This is a genomic window from Pseudomonas sp. ERMR1:02 (genome assembly GCF_002277815.1).
In the GTDB taxonomy this organism is placed as follows: domain Bacteria; phylum Pseudomonadota; class Gammaproteobacteria; order Pseudomonadales; family Pseudomonadaceae; genus Aquipseudomonas.
Map to the genome: position 1 here is coordinate 29,946 of NZ_NKJI01000006.1, position 17,565 is coordinate 47,510.

Here is a 17,565-nt window from a genome sequence, read left to right on the forward strand (position 1 = left end):
GGTTTTGGATCAGTCCATCGAACCGTAGCGCTTGGCGGCTTCGATCGCCAAACCACTACCGATACTGCCAAAGATATTCCCTTCCACATGCCGCGCATTCGGCAGCATGGCCGAGATACTGTTGCGCAGCGCCGGAATCCCGCTCGAACCACCCGTGAAGAACACTGTATCCACCTGGTCGACCCGCACATCGGCGTCTGCCAGCAACTGGCTGACGCTGTTGCGCACCCGCTCCAGCAAATTCTCGATAGCCGATTCGAATAGCGCGCGGCTCAGTTCCACGCTCAAGCCGGGTTCGATGCGATCCAGTGGCACATGGCGAACGTCAGAGTAGGTCAGTTCGATCTTGGTTTCCTCAACGAGCATCGCCAGCCAATGCCCGGCGCGCTGTTCGATCAGCTTAAACAGGCGATCGATGCCGCCAGTGTCTTCGATGTCGTAGCGCATGCTGCCCAGCGCCAGTTGGGACTTCTGCGAATACACCGAGTTGATGGTGTGCCAGGTCGCCAGGTTCATGTGGTGGCTGGTGGGCATGTAGGCGCCGCTCTTCATCCGGCTGCCGTAGCCAAACAGCGGCATCAGGCCTTGCAGGCTCAGTTGCTTGTCGAAATCGGTCCCGCCGATATGTACGCCGCCAGTGGCCAGAATGTCTTCGTGACGGTCATCCACACCCCGACGTTCAGGGGACAGGCGCACCAGTGAGAAGTCCGACGTACCGCCGCCGATATCCACAATCAGGACAAGCTCTTCTTTCTCGATGGTCGATTCATAGTCGAAAGCTGCAGCAATCGGTTCGAACTGAAACGAGACTTCCTTGAAACCGATTTTGCGCGCCACATCCACCAGGGTATCTTCGGCTTCTTTGTCGGCCATCGGATCATCGTCGACAAAGAACACCGGGCGGCCCAGCACCACTTCTTCGAACTCCCGACCGGCGGCGGCTTCGGCGCGGCTCTTGAGCTGGCCGATGAAGAGCCCGAGCAGGTCCTTGAACGGCATCGCCGTGCCGAGAACGCTGGTGTCGTGCTTGATCAGCTTGGAGCCCAGCAGGCTCTTGAGCGAGCGCATCAGGCGGCCTTCGTAGCCTTCCAAATACTCATGCAGCGCCAGTCGGCCGTACACCGGGCGGCGTTCTTCGAAGTTGAAGAAGACCACCGAGGGCAGGGTGATCTTGTCGTCCTCCAGCGCAATCAGCGTTTCCATGCCGGGGCGCAGCCAGCCGACGGTGGAGTTGGACGTGCCAAAGTCGATACCACAGGCACGGGCTGGAGATGCGTTTTTCATGACTTTCGAGTTCCGGTTAAAAAACGGCCGCGCAGTGTATGCCAGTGCGGCACAGAATCGTAGGCCGACTATCCGCTAAATCTTGCCGATCAACGCTTGAAAGAAGTGTCATCACCCCCAAACTACCCTGCATCAACCGGACAGGCGCGTGGCGAGTACAAGTCGCCCCGCCCGCTGCCGATAAACTTCTGATGCGCTGCCCGGTCACAACCTTGAGATCGGTCAACCCCTGCGCTGTAAACGAGCGCATGCTGTGGCAGGTGGCGCGACTTCGATAACGGATGGTGATTCCCGCGATGGACTTCAAAGACTATTACAAAATACTCGGTGTGGAGCCGACGGCCGACGACAAGGCGATCAAGGCTGCCTATCGCAAGCTGGCGCGCAAATACCACCCCGACGTCAGCAAGGAAAAGGACGCCGAATCCAAGTTCAAGGACGCGTCTGAAGCCTATGAAGCGCTGAAAAGCGCCGACAAGCGCGCTGAATACGACGATTTGCGCCGTTATGGTCAGCATGGCCAACCGTTCCAGGGACCACCGGGCTGGCAGAGCCGTGGCGGGTTTGGTGGCGGTGGCCAGGACACTGGCGATTTCTCGGACTTTTTCAGTTCGATCTTCGGCAACCGGGGCCCTGGTTTTGGTGGTGGTGAACAGTCGCGTCGCAGCACCGGGCGTCGAGGGCAAGACGTGGAAATGGAGCTAGGCGTTTTTCTCGAAGAAACCCTATCGAACGAATCGAAGAAGGTCACCTTCCAGGTGCCGCAGTACAACGCGGCAGGCCAGCACGTCAGCAATACCAGCAAAAGCCTGAACGTGAAGATCCCCGCCGGCGTGACCGACGGCGAGCGTATCCGCCTCAAGGGCCAGGGTGCACCGGGAGTCGGTGGCGGCGCCAATGGCGATCTTTACCTGACGATTCGTTTTGCGCCGCATCCCAAATTCGACGTCGAAGGCGAGAACCTGATCATCACGCTGCCACTGGCGCCGTGGGAGCTGGCGCTGGGCGCTGAAGTCGCGGTGCCGACCCTGACCGGCAAGATCAATCTCAAGGTCCCGGCTGGCAGCCAGAACGGCCAGCGCATGCGCGCCAAGGGCCACGGCTTGTCGAACAAGGCCGGCGAGCGCGGTTACCTGTTTGTGCAACTGAAGGCTGTCATGCCGAAAAAATCCGACGATGAAATCAAGGCCCTGTGGCAGGAACTGGCGAAAAAAGCCGCCTTCGACCCGAGAGAGAATTTCTGATTTGGAACCAAGGAGTCACTGACTATGAGCAGTCCCCTGATCGTTCAACTGGACATGGCAGAATTCTGTGAGGCGACCGACCTGTCGGACGTCTACGTGATCGAAATCGTCGAGCACGGCATCCTCGAACCTCAGGGCACCGTGCCCAAGGACTGGCGTTTCAACGATTTCGAGTTGGCGCTGGCCAAACGCGCGGCCAAGTTGCGCCACGATCTGGAACTGGACTGGGAAGGCGTCGCTCTGGCGCTGGACCTGCTTGAAGAGGTCCAGCAGTTGCGGGCGGAGAACCGGATGCTCAAGCAGCGATTGGGGCGGTTAGTAGTGGAGTAGGCGATTTGTGTTTTGCCCCGCCGACCTGCTGATAGTCGGTACGCACTTACCCTGTAGGAGCGAGCCTGCTCGCGAAAAACGTCTGGGCAACGCGATCATTCAGGCAGCACGCGTCATCGTTGACGTCCATCGCGAGCAGGCTCGCTCCTACAGGGGGGCGGCACGATGCGCATTTATCAGGGTGGTAAATAAATATATTTACTCCCCTGTTATTCGAACGATCAGCGTCTTCCTGTCTCTTTAATGAGCAGTTATTCAGGCTTTTGTTTTACTGGCGTGTGAATAGTCTATTGGCTTCACTATTCATATTAAGGTTTGAGCCATGTCTGACTTGCAAGGAAGCAATTCGATAAATAAACACTCGGCAATCAGGGCCAACGAGAGTGTTCACGCACAACGAATGACCGAGGTCATTCCCGCTGCAATAAAAAATGCATCACCAGCATTGCTGGAATCAATGTTGCCGCTGACGGCAACGATGCCGGATTGGTACTTGAGCACGCGGGCAATGGATCGTCTGCATCTGAAAGATCTGCTCAATGAACGCTGGCGCTTGCAAGGCGAACTGGATGAACTGCTAGGGGATCTACAAAGCGATATCGATGCCTTCGGCAAACGCTTGCTGACGCTAATGCTGCAAACAAATTTCAATACTTACGAAGATCCCGAAACACTGTCGCTGCACCTGTATGTCCCGGACACCATTATTTTCGGCATAGATAAGGCGCCAGTCGTATACGGCGCAATTCGTTACTCGCCGCGGCGCTGCACAACTTTGAAGAATCAGAAACCAAGGACGGTGCCTTCAGAGGCGAGTCGGGAGTTTTTCGCCAGGATCCCAAAGGTCAACCACGACAAATCAAGATAATCACACCCGCAAAATTCGCGGCTGTGTGCCGCAGGCTGGACATCGGTGGCCAATATCAAACCCACATCAAAGCCAGGCTTTTGCCGACGAATCCCGAGGCGAAACTCAGGCTGCAAACGCGTTCAATTGCCAGTGAAAAAGCAGCCTTCAAGTCATCGGCCTTTATCGCTCGTCTGAAGGGCGACATCAGTGCGTATGCCTACCATCGCCTGTCGGAAGTGATCGAAGAAAAAAAAGATGTCAGCTTCCATGGCCTGCCCCTGCGCAGCCATCGGTTGTCGTTAATGGGCTTTCGCCTGACATCGATCGTGCTGTTCAGTGCCGTGGGCGAGGCGTCGGTGGTCAAGAAGGCCGTCGATGCCCTGACTCCTGATAGCGTGAAATTCTGGTTGGACTGGTCTCGGCGTATTCCGCTGTTACCCGGCAGCGAGTATGAGAAATACAAACTGATCCAGTCCTTTTTCGCCAATGGCCCTACCGGTGTCGGCGACGAAATGCTGCGCAACGAAGACATTTATCAACAGAGCCGCTTGACCGGCCCCCTGATCGCCTATGTTCCGGATGACCCCGACCATCCGCTAAAAGAATATGCCTCGCTGGCCGAGTTCATGAAGGCATTGATCAGCCAATTGCTTGACTCTGATTACCAGGCGTTTTTCAGCCGGTTCGTGGCACAAAAAGACAAGGGTCATTTTTTCCGCCGGGTCAACGAACGTCTCAAAACCATGACCTGGCAACAGCGAGAGCCCCTCGACATGGGGCCATGGTGGCGCGAAACCGCGATCGAAAATCCCAACGCAGAACCCATCACCAATCTGATCACTAATAACCTGTGGATCACACTGTTCGAGGAGCGGCGGGACAAGGTCATTGGCGATGCGCGATTCATTGCCGTGCCGACCGGTGATGAAGACGCAGCCAGTCGCTGGAAGCGTTTGACCAGCTATCTGGATATCGGCTGGAACGTATTCAGCTTTGCCGCGATGCTGGTGCCCGGCTTGAACGAGGCTGTGCTGGGCATCATGGTCGCGCAGATGCTGGCGCAGGTGGCTGAGGGCGTTGAGGACTGGAGCAAAGGGGACAGAGAGGAAGCTTCGGCCGTTCTCAACGGCGTGTTGATCAACGCCGCGCAATTGGCGCTGATGGGCGCGACGCATGTCTTGCCGAAAACGCCGATCGCGCCGGTTGCGGTTTCTCCCTTCGTCGAGAACCTCAAGGCCGTGCGGATCAATGGCAAAGAGCGCCTCTGGAACCCTGACCTGTCACCTTATGAGCACGCTGTGAACTTGCCGTCAGCCTTGTCCCCCGACGAGTTGGGCCTTTACTCACATGAAGGCAAGGATGTATTGCGACTCGATGACAAGCATTACGTGGTGACGAAGGATCCAGAGACCGGACTGCATCGCCTCAAGCACCCTGAACGGCCAGACGCCTATCAGCCCCTGCTGGAGCATAACGGTGCAGGAAGCTGGAAGACTGAACTCGATCGTCCTCTGGAATGGAACAGGAACCTCTTGTTAAGGCGAGCAAGCGGCGTGACGAATGAGTTGTCCGATGAATCCCTCGAGCAGATCCTGACCATCAGTGGCGTCAAGGAAGACGCGTTGCGCAGGATGCATGTCGAGCACGAGGCACCTGCGGCGATGTTGGTCGACTCTCTTAAGCGCTTCAGGATTTACGCCGACGCCGGTGAGCTCGGAGAGCAAATACTGGCCGACCGGATTCCCGAAAGTCTGGAAAATTCGATACCCGCCTTCCTGATCGAGCTACCGCGCTGGCCTGAGTCTCGAGCAATTGCGCTGTTCGACGGGCCAGGGCTGAAGGGTACTTCTTACGATTTTGGTAACGTCCTGGTCAAGCCTGAACGACAGATCAAGCTGACGCGCGCTGAGCTGCGGGCTGGTCGATTGCCGCAACGGGTGATCGAAAACCTCAGCGAACCGGAAATTCATGAATTGCTTGGTCAGGGTATTTCGAGTGACAGGCAAGTACGGATAGACGAGTTGCGCAAACGCCTGGCCGAACAGGCCGAGAGCAATCGCCAGAGCACATTTGAGACCCTCTACAAACAACACGATGTGAGCGACGATTCCCAGGTGCAGTTACTGCGCAATGCCTATCCACAAATGCCAGTGGTGGTAGCCGAAGAACTGTTGCGTGATGCCAGCCCCGAGGAGCTGCGACACCTTTCGGAAAGACGCCGAGTCCCACTGAGCCTGCGCGAGCGGGCACGAACCGCACAAGCCCAGGTTCGGTCGAGCCGCGCCTTCGAAGGGCTTTATATGGAGTTACTGGAAGGCGGTGATACACGCAAGTTGGAGTTGGCGTCGCTGGCTGCGATGCCGGGTTGGTCGACCGAGGTGCGCATCGAGATTCGCGCCTTTTCATTCACCGGTGAATTGCAGGTCAGTGTTGGCCCCGAAGAAGCTCCAATACGCAAAGTCCTGTTTTTCGATGAGCAAGGTCTTTATCACGCACGGGACGAACAAGGGTTGCAATTGCACGGTGGCGACAACTTTTACGCATCCGTTTTACATGCGTTGCCGGACAGTGAGCGCACAGCCCTCGGGTTTGAAATTCATCAAGGTGACAAGCTCAAGCAGGCACTTCAGCGCTCGCCGCTGAGCCATGAACGTTTCGCCCCGGTGCTGGAACAGCATCCGGTTCGAAAGCCGGCCTACGACCCGCAAACCATGCGCCTGCGTGGCGGCATGCCGGGGTATGCGCGGCAAATGGGCGTCGAGACAATGCGCCAGCGCCTTGGCTGGTTGTATCCGGGATTCTCCGAAACGCAAGTGAGTGAGTTGCTGAGTAGTTTCGGAGTTACAGCGCCCGACCGTCTCAAGGCTCTGGAAACTGAATTCGACCAATTGGTACTGTCGCTCAATCGCTGGGTGAACGCACCGGCGACCATGCCGAGTACCGGTGTGGCGGCCTCGTTGGAAACCAGATCCAGGCAACGACTCAGTGCGACCCTCAGGCAATGCTGGCAACGGACCGGTCCGGCAGGTATCGAAGCCCCCGGTATCGTCCGTCCGCAGGCGCTCATTCTGGATGGGCAATCCATGAACCGGCACATTGCGAGCATGCCAAGGCTGACTGCCAATTTCGACCACGTCACCCGCCTGAGTGTGCGCCAGGCCGATATGCTTGCGAGTCAGGCGCACTTTCTTGAGCCTTTCCGTCAACTGCGCTCCCTTGATGTCACCGGTAATCTGCTGAACCGCTTGCCGCCGGCCATTGGCGAAATGCATTTCCTTGAAGATCTGGGTTTGAGCGACAACCGAATCGAGCTGACCCACCAGGCGGTGGATCGTCTGAAAGGCTTGATCCGTCTACAGGTCTTGGGTTTGCGGGGTAATCCGTTGCGACTGCTGCCTGACATCAGCCGGATGCCGGACCTGCATATGCTGAATCTTGAAAACACAGGTATCGATAGCTGGCCAACAGGGCTGTTCGCCCAGCCTCGCCCGCGCAATATCTATCTGGATCTTCGCAACAACCGGATCAGCCGGATACCGGACGTTGCTCCGGGTTCGTTTCGTGCCGAGTTGCTGTCTCGCACCTTGTTGAGTCGCGGGCCCGAATGGATATCCCCGGAGCATCTGGACACGCTGAGGCTGTACTCCGAGTCCGTCGGACTGGACCCCGAGCGGCCCTATCCACCCAGGGGAACCCTGGACAGCATCGAGTGGGCAGCGGGTATGCCCGATCAATGGCAGATCAGGCAAGCAATCTGGGATGCGGTCGAAGATGAGTTCAATTCCGAGCATTTTTTCAATGAGCTCAGGCGGTTGACTCGATCAGCCGACTTCATGGCCGGTGGCCTTTATCGGCAAGAGCTGACGGCCAAGGTCTGGCGCATGTTGGAGGCCATGGAAGAGGACAGTGAATTGCGCACGACCATTTTTGCCGAAGCCGTGGCGCGTACGCAGTGTGTGGATGGGGCTACGCAGCTGTTCAACGTATTGGGCATGAAAGTGCTTGTTCACGAAGCGTATGCGTTGGCGAATCCTGGCTTGATTGAAGCCGAGCTCGTCAGCCTGGCCAAGGGTAAGTCACGACTGGACGAAATCGAGAGGATTGCCGAGCACCATATCGCGGAGCGCATCGCGCAGGGTGAGCAGATTCAACGGGTGGGTGCCAACGGCAACGTGAGAGGGACCATTGATGTCGTCGAAGTTCATCTGGCGTATACGACCGAACTGGCGAAGCCGGAGTCTCTGAACGGCCTCGACTTGCCCTGGCAGTCCAGGACGATGCAATTTCGCAATATTGCGGGCGTCAGTCTCCAGGAGATCGAAAATGCCCGGCTCAGGGTTTTGGAACTGGAGGAAGGGGATCTGCTGCGTGATTCGATCGCCGAACAGCCCTTCTGGAAATCCTATATGCAAAGGGCTAACCGCGCGCGCTTCAGGCAGCTTGACCGGAAAATGGACGCACTCTATGAGTTCAAGATCGCGCTGGATGAAAGGGCTGACGGTGCTGCCCTGTTGCCAGAGGAAAAAGACCGGTTGAAAACACAAATCAGAACGCTGGCTTTTGAGCTGAAAAAACCTGAAAGCGATTTTGCGCCGGGTCGGGTCATGACCGACGACGAGTTCGCAGAGCAATACAATGTGCTAAGAATCGAGAAGGAAAACCTGCTCAAGGAACTCACCCAACAGGCCATGGATCGGGCGAAGGTGCAAAGGGTCGAAATCCCTTTCACCGTTGAATCGAACGGTTGATCGGATGCCAGGAAGGCGATGGCTCGAGGGCCATCGCTTTTTTGTGGTGCTGCGTAACGTTACCGCCAAGCCGCGACCGTGGACGAATCAACCCTTCACACGTTCTCCACGCGATAACTATGTACCGCAGATGACGCCACTGGAAATGTTGTGCTGACACTTCATTTTCCAGGAGAGTCATTATGTCCGATACCTTTACGTCTGGCCGCGAAATGGCCCGGCATCCCTCAAGTTCAATGAGCAATCCGGCCGCCGATACCAAACCCTCAACCACTCAAAGTCTTCACGGCGAGCTACTTGAGCAGACCATACCCGGCTGGCTGACTGGTGCCACTACGGAGCGTCGCAACGCGCTGAAGGAAGCCAATGTGTCCTTGCCGGTCTGGTATCGGCAAGCCTCCGGGCAGCAGCGCAAGGCCTTGAACGAAAGCGTCACCGCAAGCTTCAATGCACAGACCCGGCTGGATAAGGTCATGTCCGGTCTACAGGACATCGACACCTTCGCCGCGCCGTTGCTGATCAAGGCATTGAAGGATCAGTTCAACGTAGAGCTGGATATCAACAAGACATTCCTGCGGCTAATCAAACCGCTGGAAATCGGTATTCTCGGCATCGATGTCAGCAGCTTCGAAGCTCTGAAGCTGCCATTGCTGCAGGCTGCGCTGCATAACTTCGAGGCCGCTGAATGTGAAAGCGGGGCCTTCCATGCGTCCTCAGGTTTTCAGGTCGAAAGCTCGACGCCCGGTACGCTGGAATCCGCTAAAACTCAGCTGACGGTCGAGCAGTTCACCAGCCTGTGTCGAACGCTGGATATCGGCGCCAAGTATCAGCAATACCTCACGGACTACCTGAAGCCAAAGGATGCGGTGGCGGATCATGTGTTTCGTGAAAAGTTCTGCACGGCGCAGAAGACAGCCTTGCGAGCGGCGGCTGAAGGCGCGTTGCTGCAAAAGGATATCGAGCCGCGGGATTACACCTCGATACTGTCGATTATCGAAGGAGACATTCAGCCTCGCCAGGGCAACAAGCAGATATGGTTTCGCGATCTGGAACTCATGAAGCACCGCATGACCGGCTGCGTGTTGTTCTCGATTTGCGAGAAGTATCGCTACTCAGATGAATTGATTCTCTACATTCCCAATGACCCGCATCATCCGTTGAAGCGCTATACCTGGGCGCAAGTCAAGGCGATGTTCAAGCAGTGTTTCACCGAACGGGGTGGCGCGCCCGCCGATGGTGGCGGCCCGACGGCCTATCAACGGTTTTTCAGTCAGTTCGTGGCCTATGCCGATCGCCCGAATTATTTCAGTCAATTCACCGTCGATACACCGGACAAGACGTTCAGCCAAACGATCGCGCCTTATGCCCCTTTGCTCAATAAGTTGATCAACGGCGTCAGTCCATTCAGTGTTTTTTCCGTCAGAGAGTTGCCCCCACTCCTCAGGTTGCGCAGGTGCCCAACCATGATCCTTATCTTGATCCGAGCGGTATTACCCGGCAGGGCCATGGCCTTTGGGCCGACAACGTCGACCTGTGGAATTATCTGTTCGAACAGCATCGCGACAGGCTTATGGCCGATGCTCGAAGCCACGCCGTGCCCACGGCGGACGTCGACGCCAGGGTACGCTCGGAAAAAATGGCCGAGTTGCTGAACATTGGCGTGCTGGTGTTGACCACGGTCTCGATGTTCGTGCCAGTGATGGGCGAGGTGATGATGGCGGTAATGGCCGGGCAGATGCTCGAGGAAAGCTTTGATGGGGTGATCGAGTGGAGTGAGGGCGACCGCAAGGCAGCCAAAGAGCACTTGACGGACATCGCGGAGAATCTGGCTTTGCTCGCTTTAATGGCCGGTGCAGGCAAGGGCCTGGCCAAACTGACAGCGGTGAAAGTCGAACCGTTGATCGAAAACCTGCGTCCGGTCACATTACCCAACGGCCAGAAAAAGTTATGGAAGCCAGATATTGCTCCATACAAGGCCACTGTCACATTGCCGCCTGAGGCCAGGTCCGACGAGCTTGGCCTGTATGATTACAATGGCCAGACGGTACTGCCCCTGGACGGTGCCGATTATGTAGTCAAGCAGGACGCGGCCAGCGAGCAATACCGTATCCAGCATCCGACCCGTCCCGAGGCCTATGCACCGGAGCTGGTGAATAACGGCGAAGGCGCATGGCACCATGAACTGGAACGCCCGCTCACCTGGAAAGGCCTGACGTTGATGCGCCGATTGGGGCGACTGGTCGATGGTTTCAGCGATGCGCAGCTTGAGCAAGTCCGCACCGTCAGTGGTGTTGACGACGATGTACTGCGACGGTTGCATGTCGAGGGCGAAAAGGTCCCTGCGGTACTGCTCGATACCCTCAAGAAATTCAGCGCTTATGGCGATGCAGCTAAGGTAGAACGCGGCATTCGTGAGGGCTCACTCTCCAGCGAACTGTGCGGTTATGCCGCTTCCCTGGCGGTTGAATTGCCGGGCTGGCCGGCGAGCAAGGCGATTGAGGCTTTCACGGCGGACGGTTTGAGCGGGCCTTCGGTGAAATATGGCAACTCCGATGCATTGCCGAAAAACATCCTCAAAATTACTCGTTCGGACCTGATGAGCGGTCGTTTGCCTGAAAATATCATCGCGTCCTCCAACGAGGAGGAAGTCAAATCGCTCTTGCCCCATTACACACCCAAGACCACGGAGGAGCGCATTACCGCCCTGCAAAAAAAACTGGAAGAGCACGCCGTCAGTGCCAGGGCGCGATTGACGCGCAGCCTCTATACCGAGCAACAACCCACAGCCAACGCGGCGGTTGTTGTTGTGCAGCGGGATTTCACTGGCTTGCCCACGGCGATGGTCGAGGAACTGCTGGCCGACGCCACGCTCGCCGAGCTCGAAACCCTGACCACAGCCAAGCGCGTTCCATTACGTCTGGCCGAGGGCGCGCGGCGTTTACAGCAGCAGATGCGTCTGACCCACGCTTATGAGGGGCTATACCTCGAGGCGCTGGCCGACAGGGACACCGAAATCCTGGCGCTCAATTCACTGAAAGCCTTGCCGGGCTGGTTGGACGATCTGCGCCTGGAAGTGCGCGTGGGGGATATCGAGGGAGAACTGCGTGCCAGCGTCGGTCCCGAGGATGCCACTGAGCGCAAAGTGCTGCTGCGCAAGCACGACGGGCGTTACGAGACGCGAAGCGACCGCGATGAACAACTGCACGGTACCGATGATCTCTATTCTTCTATCCAGCACGCATTGCCAGACCGGCAGCGCCAAGCCATCGGGTTGCCCCATGTTTCGCAGGGCGAGCAGTTGAGGGCAAAGATCATCGAACATCAGTTGCCCCGCGATCAGCTTCGTCCATTGTTGAAGATGCAACCGCGCCAACAACCTCTCTTTAAATCGCCGACGCGCCTGTCCGGTGAACGCATCGGCTACCCGTTGAGCGATCACCCACGAACCACCCAGTGGCAGCGCATTGTCCAGGAGCGGGTCAATACGCTTTATCCCTTGATGACGTTGGAGGAAATCGATGCCTTTATCGCAAGTATGGGCGACAGGCTAGAAACAATCTTGAAGAGCCGGGAAAGCGAGTTCAAGAAACTCAATCAAACCTTGCGACGCTGGCAACGGGCGCAACTGGACGGGGTGTCGGACGAAGAGCGCGGGACGGAGGAGTTTGTCGAGCAGCGGAGCGCACGACTGGCAATCATCAAAGCCCTCCAGCAAGCGTGGCAGCGCACGGGAGAACCAGACCTTGATATCACTGACCGGCCCCAGGGCCAATACCTTGATTTGTCCGACATGGATCTTCTGGGGCAACTCAATGAGTTGCCGCCGCTCACGGCCAATTTCGATCATGTCACTCACCTGAATTTATCGGGTGCCGGCATTGAAGGTAACGTGAACGGGTTTTTGCGTTACTTCCGGCGCCTGCACGGGCTGAACCTGAGTAATAACAAGCTGGTCCAGCTGCCTGAAACCCTGGGCCAGATGAAACGTCTGACGGAGCTTGATCTGTCCGACAACCTGATCGAACTGGACGCGCCGGCTGTTGCCCGATTGCGCGGGCTCGAACGCCTGCAGTTCCTGGGGCTGGAGGGCAATCCATTGGGGCTGTCTCCGGATATCGGGCAGATGCCGGACCTGAATATCGTGATGCTGGCTCACACCGGTCTGACCACTTGGCCTGTGGGTGTGTTCGAACAGTATCGAGGCCGAACGTTTAACCTGGATTTGGGTGCCAATGTGCTGGAGGAAATACCACAAGTGACGCCCGGATCGGCTGAGGCCGAGGTGGTGGCGCGTACGATCATCAGTCATGAGCCTCGCTATATTTCCGACCAGAATCTGCAAATTGTCAGGGGCTATCGAGAGTCGGTGGGGCTGGAGCCGGATCGACCTTATCCTCCGAGGGGAATCCTCGACAGCATTGATTGGAAAGCGGGCCTTTCTGACGAGCTATGGCAGGCTAAACAGGATGTTTGGGACAGCCTCGAACATGAGCACGGCTCTGAGCCGTTCTTCAGGGAACTGAGAAAACTGGCGCAATCGGCAGATGCGCTTGCCACGGAGGAGTCGGCGAGGGCCGACCTGTGCCGAAAGGTCTGGGAAATGATCGAGGCCGCCGCCGAGCACAGCGCGTTGCGGGAAAAACTGTTCCGCATGGCCGCTGCCCCCACCACCTGCGTAGATGCCGGAGCGCAGGTGTTTAACGCCATGGGCACAGAGGTTCTGCTGGCGCAGGCCTATGAGCTGGCTTCGTACGATCTGGTCGAGACCGCGTTGCTGGAATTGGCACGTGGCAAATCGCGTCTGGATGAGCTGGGCAGAATCGCCCGGGAGAGGGTCGGTGCGCTGCTAGAGGAGGGGCACTTGTTTCCCGAATACGACGAGGAAGGACTGGTCATACCTCGTTTTGATGCGCAGGGACGTCCGGTCACGGACATCGACGAGGTGGAGATCCATATGATCTACGCCACTCAATTGGCGGATCGCCTGGATTTACCTTGGCAATCCCGGCAAATGAGGTTTCAAGTGCCCGATGTGTCAACCAAGATGATTGACGACGCTTATAAGCGGGTACTGGAAAAAGAGCAGGGGCCACTGTTGCAGGCCCGGCTGATAGAGCAACCCTTCTGGGTTGATTACCTCAAACGATATCACTCTGAGCCGTTCAAGACTTTGTACGCCAAGGCCGAGCTCCTGCTGGATTTGCAGGACGCGCAACAAGCCTGGGTCGACAGCGATTCGTCGGTGCACAAGATTCATTGGCGTTCGGAGGTGGTCCGGTTGGCGAAACTGCTGGGCAAGCCGGACAGTGAGGTAATGCCCGGCATGGTGATGAGCGATGCGCAGTATTACGCCGAGATGGACACTTTCGAAACGCAAGAAAAGGCGCTGATCGGCAAACTGACCGGCGAAGCGATGCAGCGCGCCAAGCTGCAACGTGATGAAACATCTTTCCGGGTTCAGGGTAATACAGCCCCTCGAACCTAATCGGGTTCCAAATCTCCACCGCTGCGCTGACCGTGCTGCGGTGGGGTCGAACCTGTCCCTCGGACCGGCCTCTCGGACCTGCCCCTCAGAACAAGAAATAACGCTGCGCCATCGGCAGGGTTTCTGCCGGCTCGCACCACAGCAACACCCCGTCAGCCTTGACCTGATAGGTTTGCGGGTCGACATCGATATTCGGCAGGTAGTCGTTGTGGATCAAGTCGGTTTTCTGCACTTCGCGACAGCCTTTGACCACGGCGATTTTCTTCTTCAGGCCCAAGGTTTCCGGCAGGCCTGCTTCCTGCGCGGCCTGGCTGATGAAGGTCAGGCTGGTGGCGTGCAGCGAGCCGCCATAACTGGCGAACATCGGACGGTAATGCACCGGTTGCGGCGTCGGAATAGATGCGTTGGCATCGCCCATCAGGCTGGCCGCGATGGCGCCGCCCTTGAGGATCAGCGTCGGCTTGACCCCGAAAAATGCCGGGCGCCAGAGCACCAGGTCCGCCCATTTACCCACTTCGACCGAACCGACCTCATGGCTGATGCCATGGGTGATCGCCGGGTTGATGGTGTACTTGGCGATGTAACGTTTGGCGCGGAAGTTGTCGTTGCCTGCGCCGTCACCGGGTAGCGGGCCGCGCTGCTTTTTCATCTTGTCGGCGGTCTGCCAGGTGCGCGTGATGACTTCGCCGACCCGGCCCATGGCCTGACTGTCAGAGCTGATCATCGAGAACGCGCCGAGGTCGTGGAGGATGTCTTCGGCGGCAATCGTCTCGCGGCGGATGCGGCTTTCGGCGAAGGCCACGTCTTCGGCAATGCTCGGGTCCAGGTGGTGGCAGACCATCAGCATGTCGAGGTGTTCATCGATGGTATTGCGGGTGAATGGCCGGGTCGGATTCGTCGAACTCGGCAGCACGTTGGCAAAACCGCAGGCCTTGATGATGTCCGGGGCGTGCCCGCCACCCGCGCCTTCGGTGTGGTAGGTGTGGATGGTGCGGCCCTTGAACGCGGCGAGGGTGGTCTCGACGAAACCGGACTCGTTGAGGGTGTCGGTGTGAATCGCCACTTGCACGTCGTACTGATCGGCGACGCTCAGGCAATTGTCGATGCTCGCCGGTGTGGTGCCCCAGTCTTCGTGGAGCTTGAGGCCGATGGCGCCGGCCTTCACCTGTTCGATCAACGGTTCCGGCAGGCTGGCGTTGCCCTTGCCAGTCAGGCCGATGTTCATTGGGAACGCATCGGCGGCCTGGAGCATGCGCGCCAGATGCCATGGCCCGGAAGTGCACGTGGTGGCGTTGGTCCGGTGGCCGGGCCGGTGCCGCCGCCGATCATGGTGGTGACGCCGCTCATCAGGGCTTCTTCGATCTGCTGCGGGCAGATGAAGTGGATGTGCGTGTCGATGCCGCCGGCGGTGAGGATCATGCCTTCACCGGCAATGACTTCGGTGCTGGCGCCGATGGCGATGTTGACGTTGGGCTGAACGTCCGGGTTACCTGCCTTGCCGATGGCTTTGATGCGACCGTCCTTGAGGCCGACGTCGGCCTTGACGATGCCCCAATGATCGATGATCAACGCGTTGGTGATCAGGGTATCGACGACTTCGGCGGCGAGCAGTTGACTCTGGCCCTGGCCGTCGCGGATGACCTTGCCACCGCCGAACTTCACTTCTTCGCCGTAGGTGGTGAAGTCCTTCTCGACTTCGATCCACAATTCGGTGTCGGCCAGGCGGACCTTGTCACCGACGGTAGGGCCGTACATGTCGGCGTAGGCCTGACGGGAAATTTTCATCGTAATTCCTTGCACAAATTGATCGTTCCCACGCTCTGCGTGGGAATGCCGCCATGGACGCTCTGCGTCCGCCGTTATGTGACGCGGAGCGTCACGGGATGCATTCCCACGCAGAGCGTGGGAACGATCAGTCAGTCGAGGTCGCCCATGATCCTGCCGGCAAAGCCGAACACCCGACGATGCCCGGCCAAATCCACCAGCTCCACCTCGCGCCTCTGCCCCGGTTCGAAACGCACCGCGGTGCCGGCGGGGATGTTCAGGCGCATGCCGCGGCTGGCGGCGCGGTCGAACGTCAGGGCGTCGTTGGTTTCGAAAAAGTGATAGTGCGAACCGACCTGGATCGGTCGGTCGCCGCTGTTGGCCACCGTCAGGCTGACGGTGCGGCGGCCAACGTTGAGTTCGATGTCGCCGGGCTGGATCTGGTATTCACCGGGAATCATCAATGGGCTCCTTGGAGAATCTTGTAATAGAGAGCGGTCGGTTTGTAACGGCCCCGGGGGTCGCAGGCGTAGTCGGGGATTTCTCCGGCGCGGATGTAGCCCAATGCCTTGTAGAAATCTTCAGCCGCGGATCCGGCCTCGGTGTCGAGAAAAAGCATGCCGCGCTTGTGTTGCAGGGCGGCCTGTTCCAGAGCCGTCATTAGCTGTTGGCCCAGACCGCGACGCCTTGCCTCTTCGCGCACCAGCAATTTCTGCACCTCGGCGCGGTTCAATCCATTGGCTTTCTGGCACAGGCCGAGCTGCACGCTGGCCTGTACTTGTTCATCCTTGACCACTACCCAAAGCAACACATTGCCCTTGTTCAGGTTCTCCTGAACTTCATCGAAATACGCGCGGGCCTGCGTGGCATCGAGATCGGCCATGAAGCCGACACTGGCGCCATAGCCGACTGCATCGAGCAGCAGGTCAATCAAGCCCTGACGATAGTGCGCAAAGCTTTCAACGTTGACGCGTCGCAGTTGGGCGGGTTCATCGAGTATCACTCCTTGCTGGCAGTTGGAGGTTCGGCGCCAGGATTGAGGGTTAGTTGCATAAAGGTCAGGTCCAGCCAGCGACCGAACTTGGTGCCCACCTGGGGCATCTGTCCGGTGGTCACGAAACCGGCGCGCTCGTGCAGACGGATGGATGCGACGTTGCCGCTTTCGATGGCGGCGACCATCACGTGTTTATCGCAGCCCCTGGCGCGTTCGATCAGGGCATCCATCAGTTTCGGGCCGAGGCCGTTGCCCCGCTGATCGCTGCGCACGTATACCGAGTGCTCGACGGTGTGGCGGAAACCGTCGAACGGCCGCCAGTCACCGAATGAAGCGTAGCCCAGCACGCTGTTGTCGGCGTCGACGATCACCAGAATCGGATACGCCTGGGCCTGCCGGGCGCTGAACCAGACCTGACGGTTGCCGAGGTCGACGGCCTGTTCATTCCAGATCGCCGTAGTGTTGAGCACCGCGTCGTTATAAATGTCACGGATCGCCGGCAGGTCGGCATGCACGGCATCGCGGATGTGATAGGTCATGGCGTGGCCTCAGGCGATGGGTTGATGGACGGTAACCAGTTTGGTGCCGTCGGGGAAAGTCGCTTCGACCTGGATCTCGGGAATCATTTCCGGGATGCCTTCCATCACTTGTTCACGACTCAGAAGAGTGGTGCCGTAGTGCATCAATTGCGCAACGGTCTGGCCATCACGGGCGCCTTCGAGCAGCGCTGCAGAGATGTAGGCCATGGCCTCCGGGTAATTGAGTTTCACGCCGCGGGCCAGACGCCGCTCGGCCACGAGGCCGGCGGTGAAAATCAGCAGCTTGTCTTTTTCACGTGGGTCAGGTCCATCGTTGGAATCCATCAG

Annotated in this window: 11 protein-coding genes and 1 pseudogene; 6 read left to right on the forward strand and 6 right to left on the reverse strand. The window is 58.1% G+C overall.

From position 1 onward, the window contains the following. Positions 1 to 9: 9 nt before the first annotated feature. Entirely contained in the window at positions 10 to 1,284 is a 1,275-nt protein-coding gene (locus tag CES87_RS13005; RefSeq protein WP_128606424.1) for an Hsp70 family protein, read from the reverse strand. Positions 1,285 to 1,580: 296 nt separating this feature from the next. Between CES87_RS13005 and CES87_RS13010 the strand changes: the two genes are divergently transcribed. From CES87_RS13010 to CES87_RS33090, 6 genes are all read left to right on the forward strand, one after another. After that, on the forward strand, positions 1,581 to 2,528 hold the full coding sequence (locus CES87_RS13010) for a DnaJ C-terminal domain-containing protein (protein WP_128606425.1): 948 nt from the start codon (positions 1,581 to 1,583) through the stop codon (positions 2,526 to 2,528). 24 nt (positions 2,529 to 2,552) lie between these two features. Beyond that, complete coding sequence (locus CES87_RS13015; RefSeq protein WP_128606426.1) at positions 2,553 to 2,858, forward strand: chaperone modulator CbpM; 306 nt, start codon at positions 2,553 to 2,555, stop codon at positions 2,856 to 2,858. Between the two features lie 322 nt (positions 2,859 to 3,180). After that, positions 3,181 to 3,726, forward strand: a complete 546-nt coding sequence (locus CES87_RS33080; RefSeq protein ID WP_256590887.1) for a hypothetical protein — start codon at positions 3,181 to 3,183, stop codon at positions 3,724 to 3,726. Beyond that, the gene (locus CES87_RS13020; RefSeq protein ID WP_322784181.1) at positions 3,624 to 8,456 is read left to right on the forward strand and encodes an NEL-type E3 ubiquitin ligase domain-containing protein; all 4,833 of its coding nucleotides are present in this window, start codon (positions 3,624 to 3,626) and stop codon (positions 8,454 to 8,456) included. The genes CES87_RS33080 and CES87_RS13020 overlap by 103 nt, the downstream gene beginning before the upstream one ends. Positions 8,457 to 8,638: 182 nt before the next feature. After that, entirely contained in the window at positions 8,639 to 10,108 is a 1,470-nt protein-coding gene (locus CES87_RS33085; RefSeq protein WP_256590889.1) for a dermonecrotic toxin domain-containing protein, read from the forward strand. Between the two features lie 2,138 nt (positions 10,109 to 12,246). Then, entirely contained in the window at positions 12,247 to 13,941 is a 1,695-nt protein-coding gene (locus tag CES87_RS33090; RefSeq protein WP_256590922.1) for an NEL-type E3 ubiquitin ligase domain-containing protein, read from the forward strand. An 85-nt stretch (positions 13,942 to 14,026) separates the two neighbouring features. Here the strand turns inward: CES87_RS33090 and ureC are convergent. The 5 genes and pseudogenes from ureC to ureA all read right to left on the reverse strand — a co-directional run bounded on the left by ureC (position 14,027) and on the right by ureA (position 17,562). Beyond that, positions 14,027 to 15,726 (reverse strand): annotated as a pseudogene (gene ureC, locus CES87_RS13030) (urease subunit alpha). 131 nt (positions 15,727 to 15,857) lie between these two features. Then, a complete protein-coding gene (locus CES87_RS13035) occupies positions 15,858 to 16,166 on the reverse strand; it encodes an urease subunit beta (protein ID WP_128606428.1) in 309 nt (102 codons plus the stop codon). Next, positions 16,166 to 16,705 (reverse strand): GNAT family N-acetyltransferase, encoded by a 540-nt coding sequence (locus tag CES87_RS13040; RefSeq protein WP_128606660.1) that lies wholly within the window; start codon positions 16,703 to 16,705, stop codon positions 16,166 to 16,168. The genes CES87_RS13035 and CES87_RS13040 overlap by 1 nt, the downstream gene beginning before the upstream one ends. Next, positions 16,705 to 17,238, reverse strand: a complete 534-nt coding sequence (locus CES87_RS13045; protein ID WP_128606429.1) for a GNAT family N-acetyltransferase — start codon at positions 17,236 to 17,238, stop codon at positions 16,705 to 16,707. Before CES87_RS13045 ends, CES87_RS13040 begins: the two co-directional genes overlap by 1 nt. Positions 17,239 to 17,247: 9 nt before the next feature. Continuing rightward, positions 17,248 to 17,562, reverse strand: coding sequence for an urease subunit gamma (gene ureA, locus CES87_RS13050; RefSeq protein WP_128606430.1), 315 nt, complete (start codon positions 17,560 to 17,562; stop codon positions 17,248 to 17,250). Positions 17,563 to 17,565 lie beyond the last annotated feature (3 nt).

Bases quoted from the DNA above. Each gene is read 5' to 3' on its own strand.
- CES87_RS13005 (WP_128606424.1), bottom strand. From the start codon at position 1,284: ATGAAAAACGCATCTCCAGCCCGTGCCTGTGGTATCGACTTTGGCACG.
- CES87_RS13010 (WP_128606425.1), top strand. From the start codon at position 1,581: ATGGACTTCAAAGACTATTACAAAATACTCGGTGTGGAGCCGACGGCC.
- CES87_RS13015 (WP_128606426.1), top strand. From the start codon at position 2,553: ATGAGCAGTCCCCTGATCGTTCAACTGGACATGGCAGAATTCTGTGAG.
- CES87_RS33080 (WP_256590887.1), top strand. From the start codon at position 3,181: ATGTCTGACTTGCAAGGAAGCAATTCGATAAATAAACACTCGGCAATC.
- CES87_RS33085 (WP_256590889.1), top strand. From the start codon at position 8,639: ATGTCCGATACCTTTACGTCTGGCCGCGAAATGGCCCGGCATCCCTCA.
- CES87_RS33090 (WP_256590922.1), top strand. From the start codon at position 12,247: ATGGATCTTCTGGGGCAACTCAATGAGTTGCCGCCGCTCACGGCCAAT.
- CES87_RS13035 (WP_128606428.1), bottom strand. From the start codon at position 16,166: ATGATTCCCGGTGAATACCAGATCCAGCCCGGCGACATCGAACTCAAC.
- CES87_RS13045 (WP_128606429.1), bottom strand. From the start codon at position 17,238: ATGACCTATCACATCCGCGATGCCGTGCATGCCGACCTGCCGGCGATC.
- ureA (WP_128606430.1), bottom strand. From the start codon at position 17,562: ATGGATTCCAACGATGGACCTGACCCACGTGAAAAAGACAAGCTGCTG.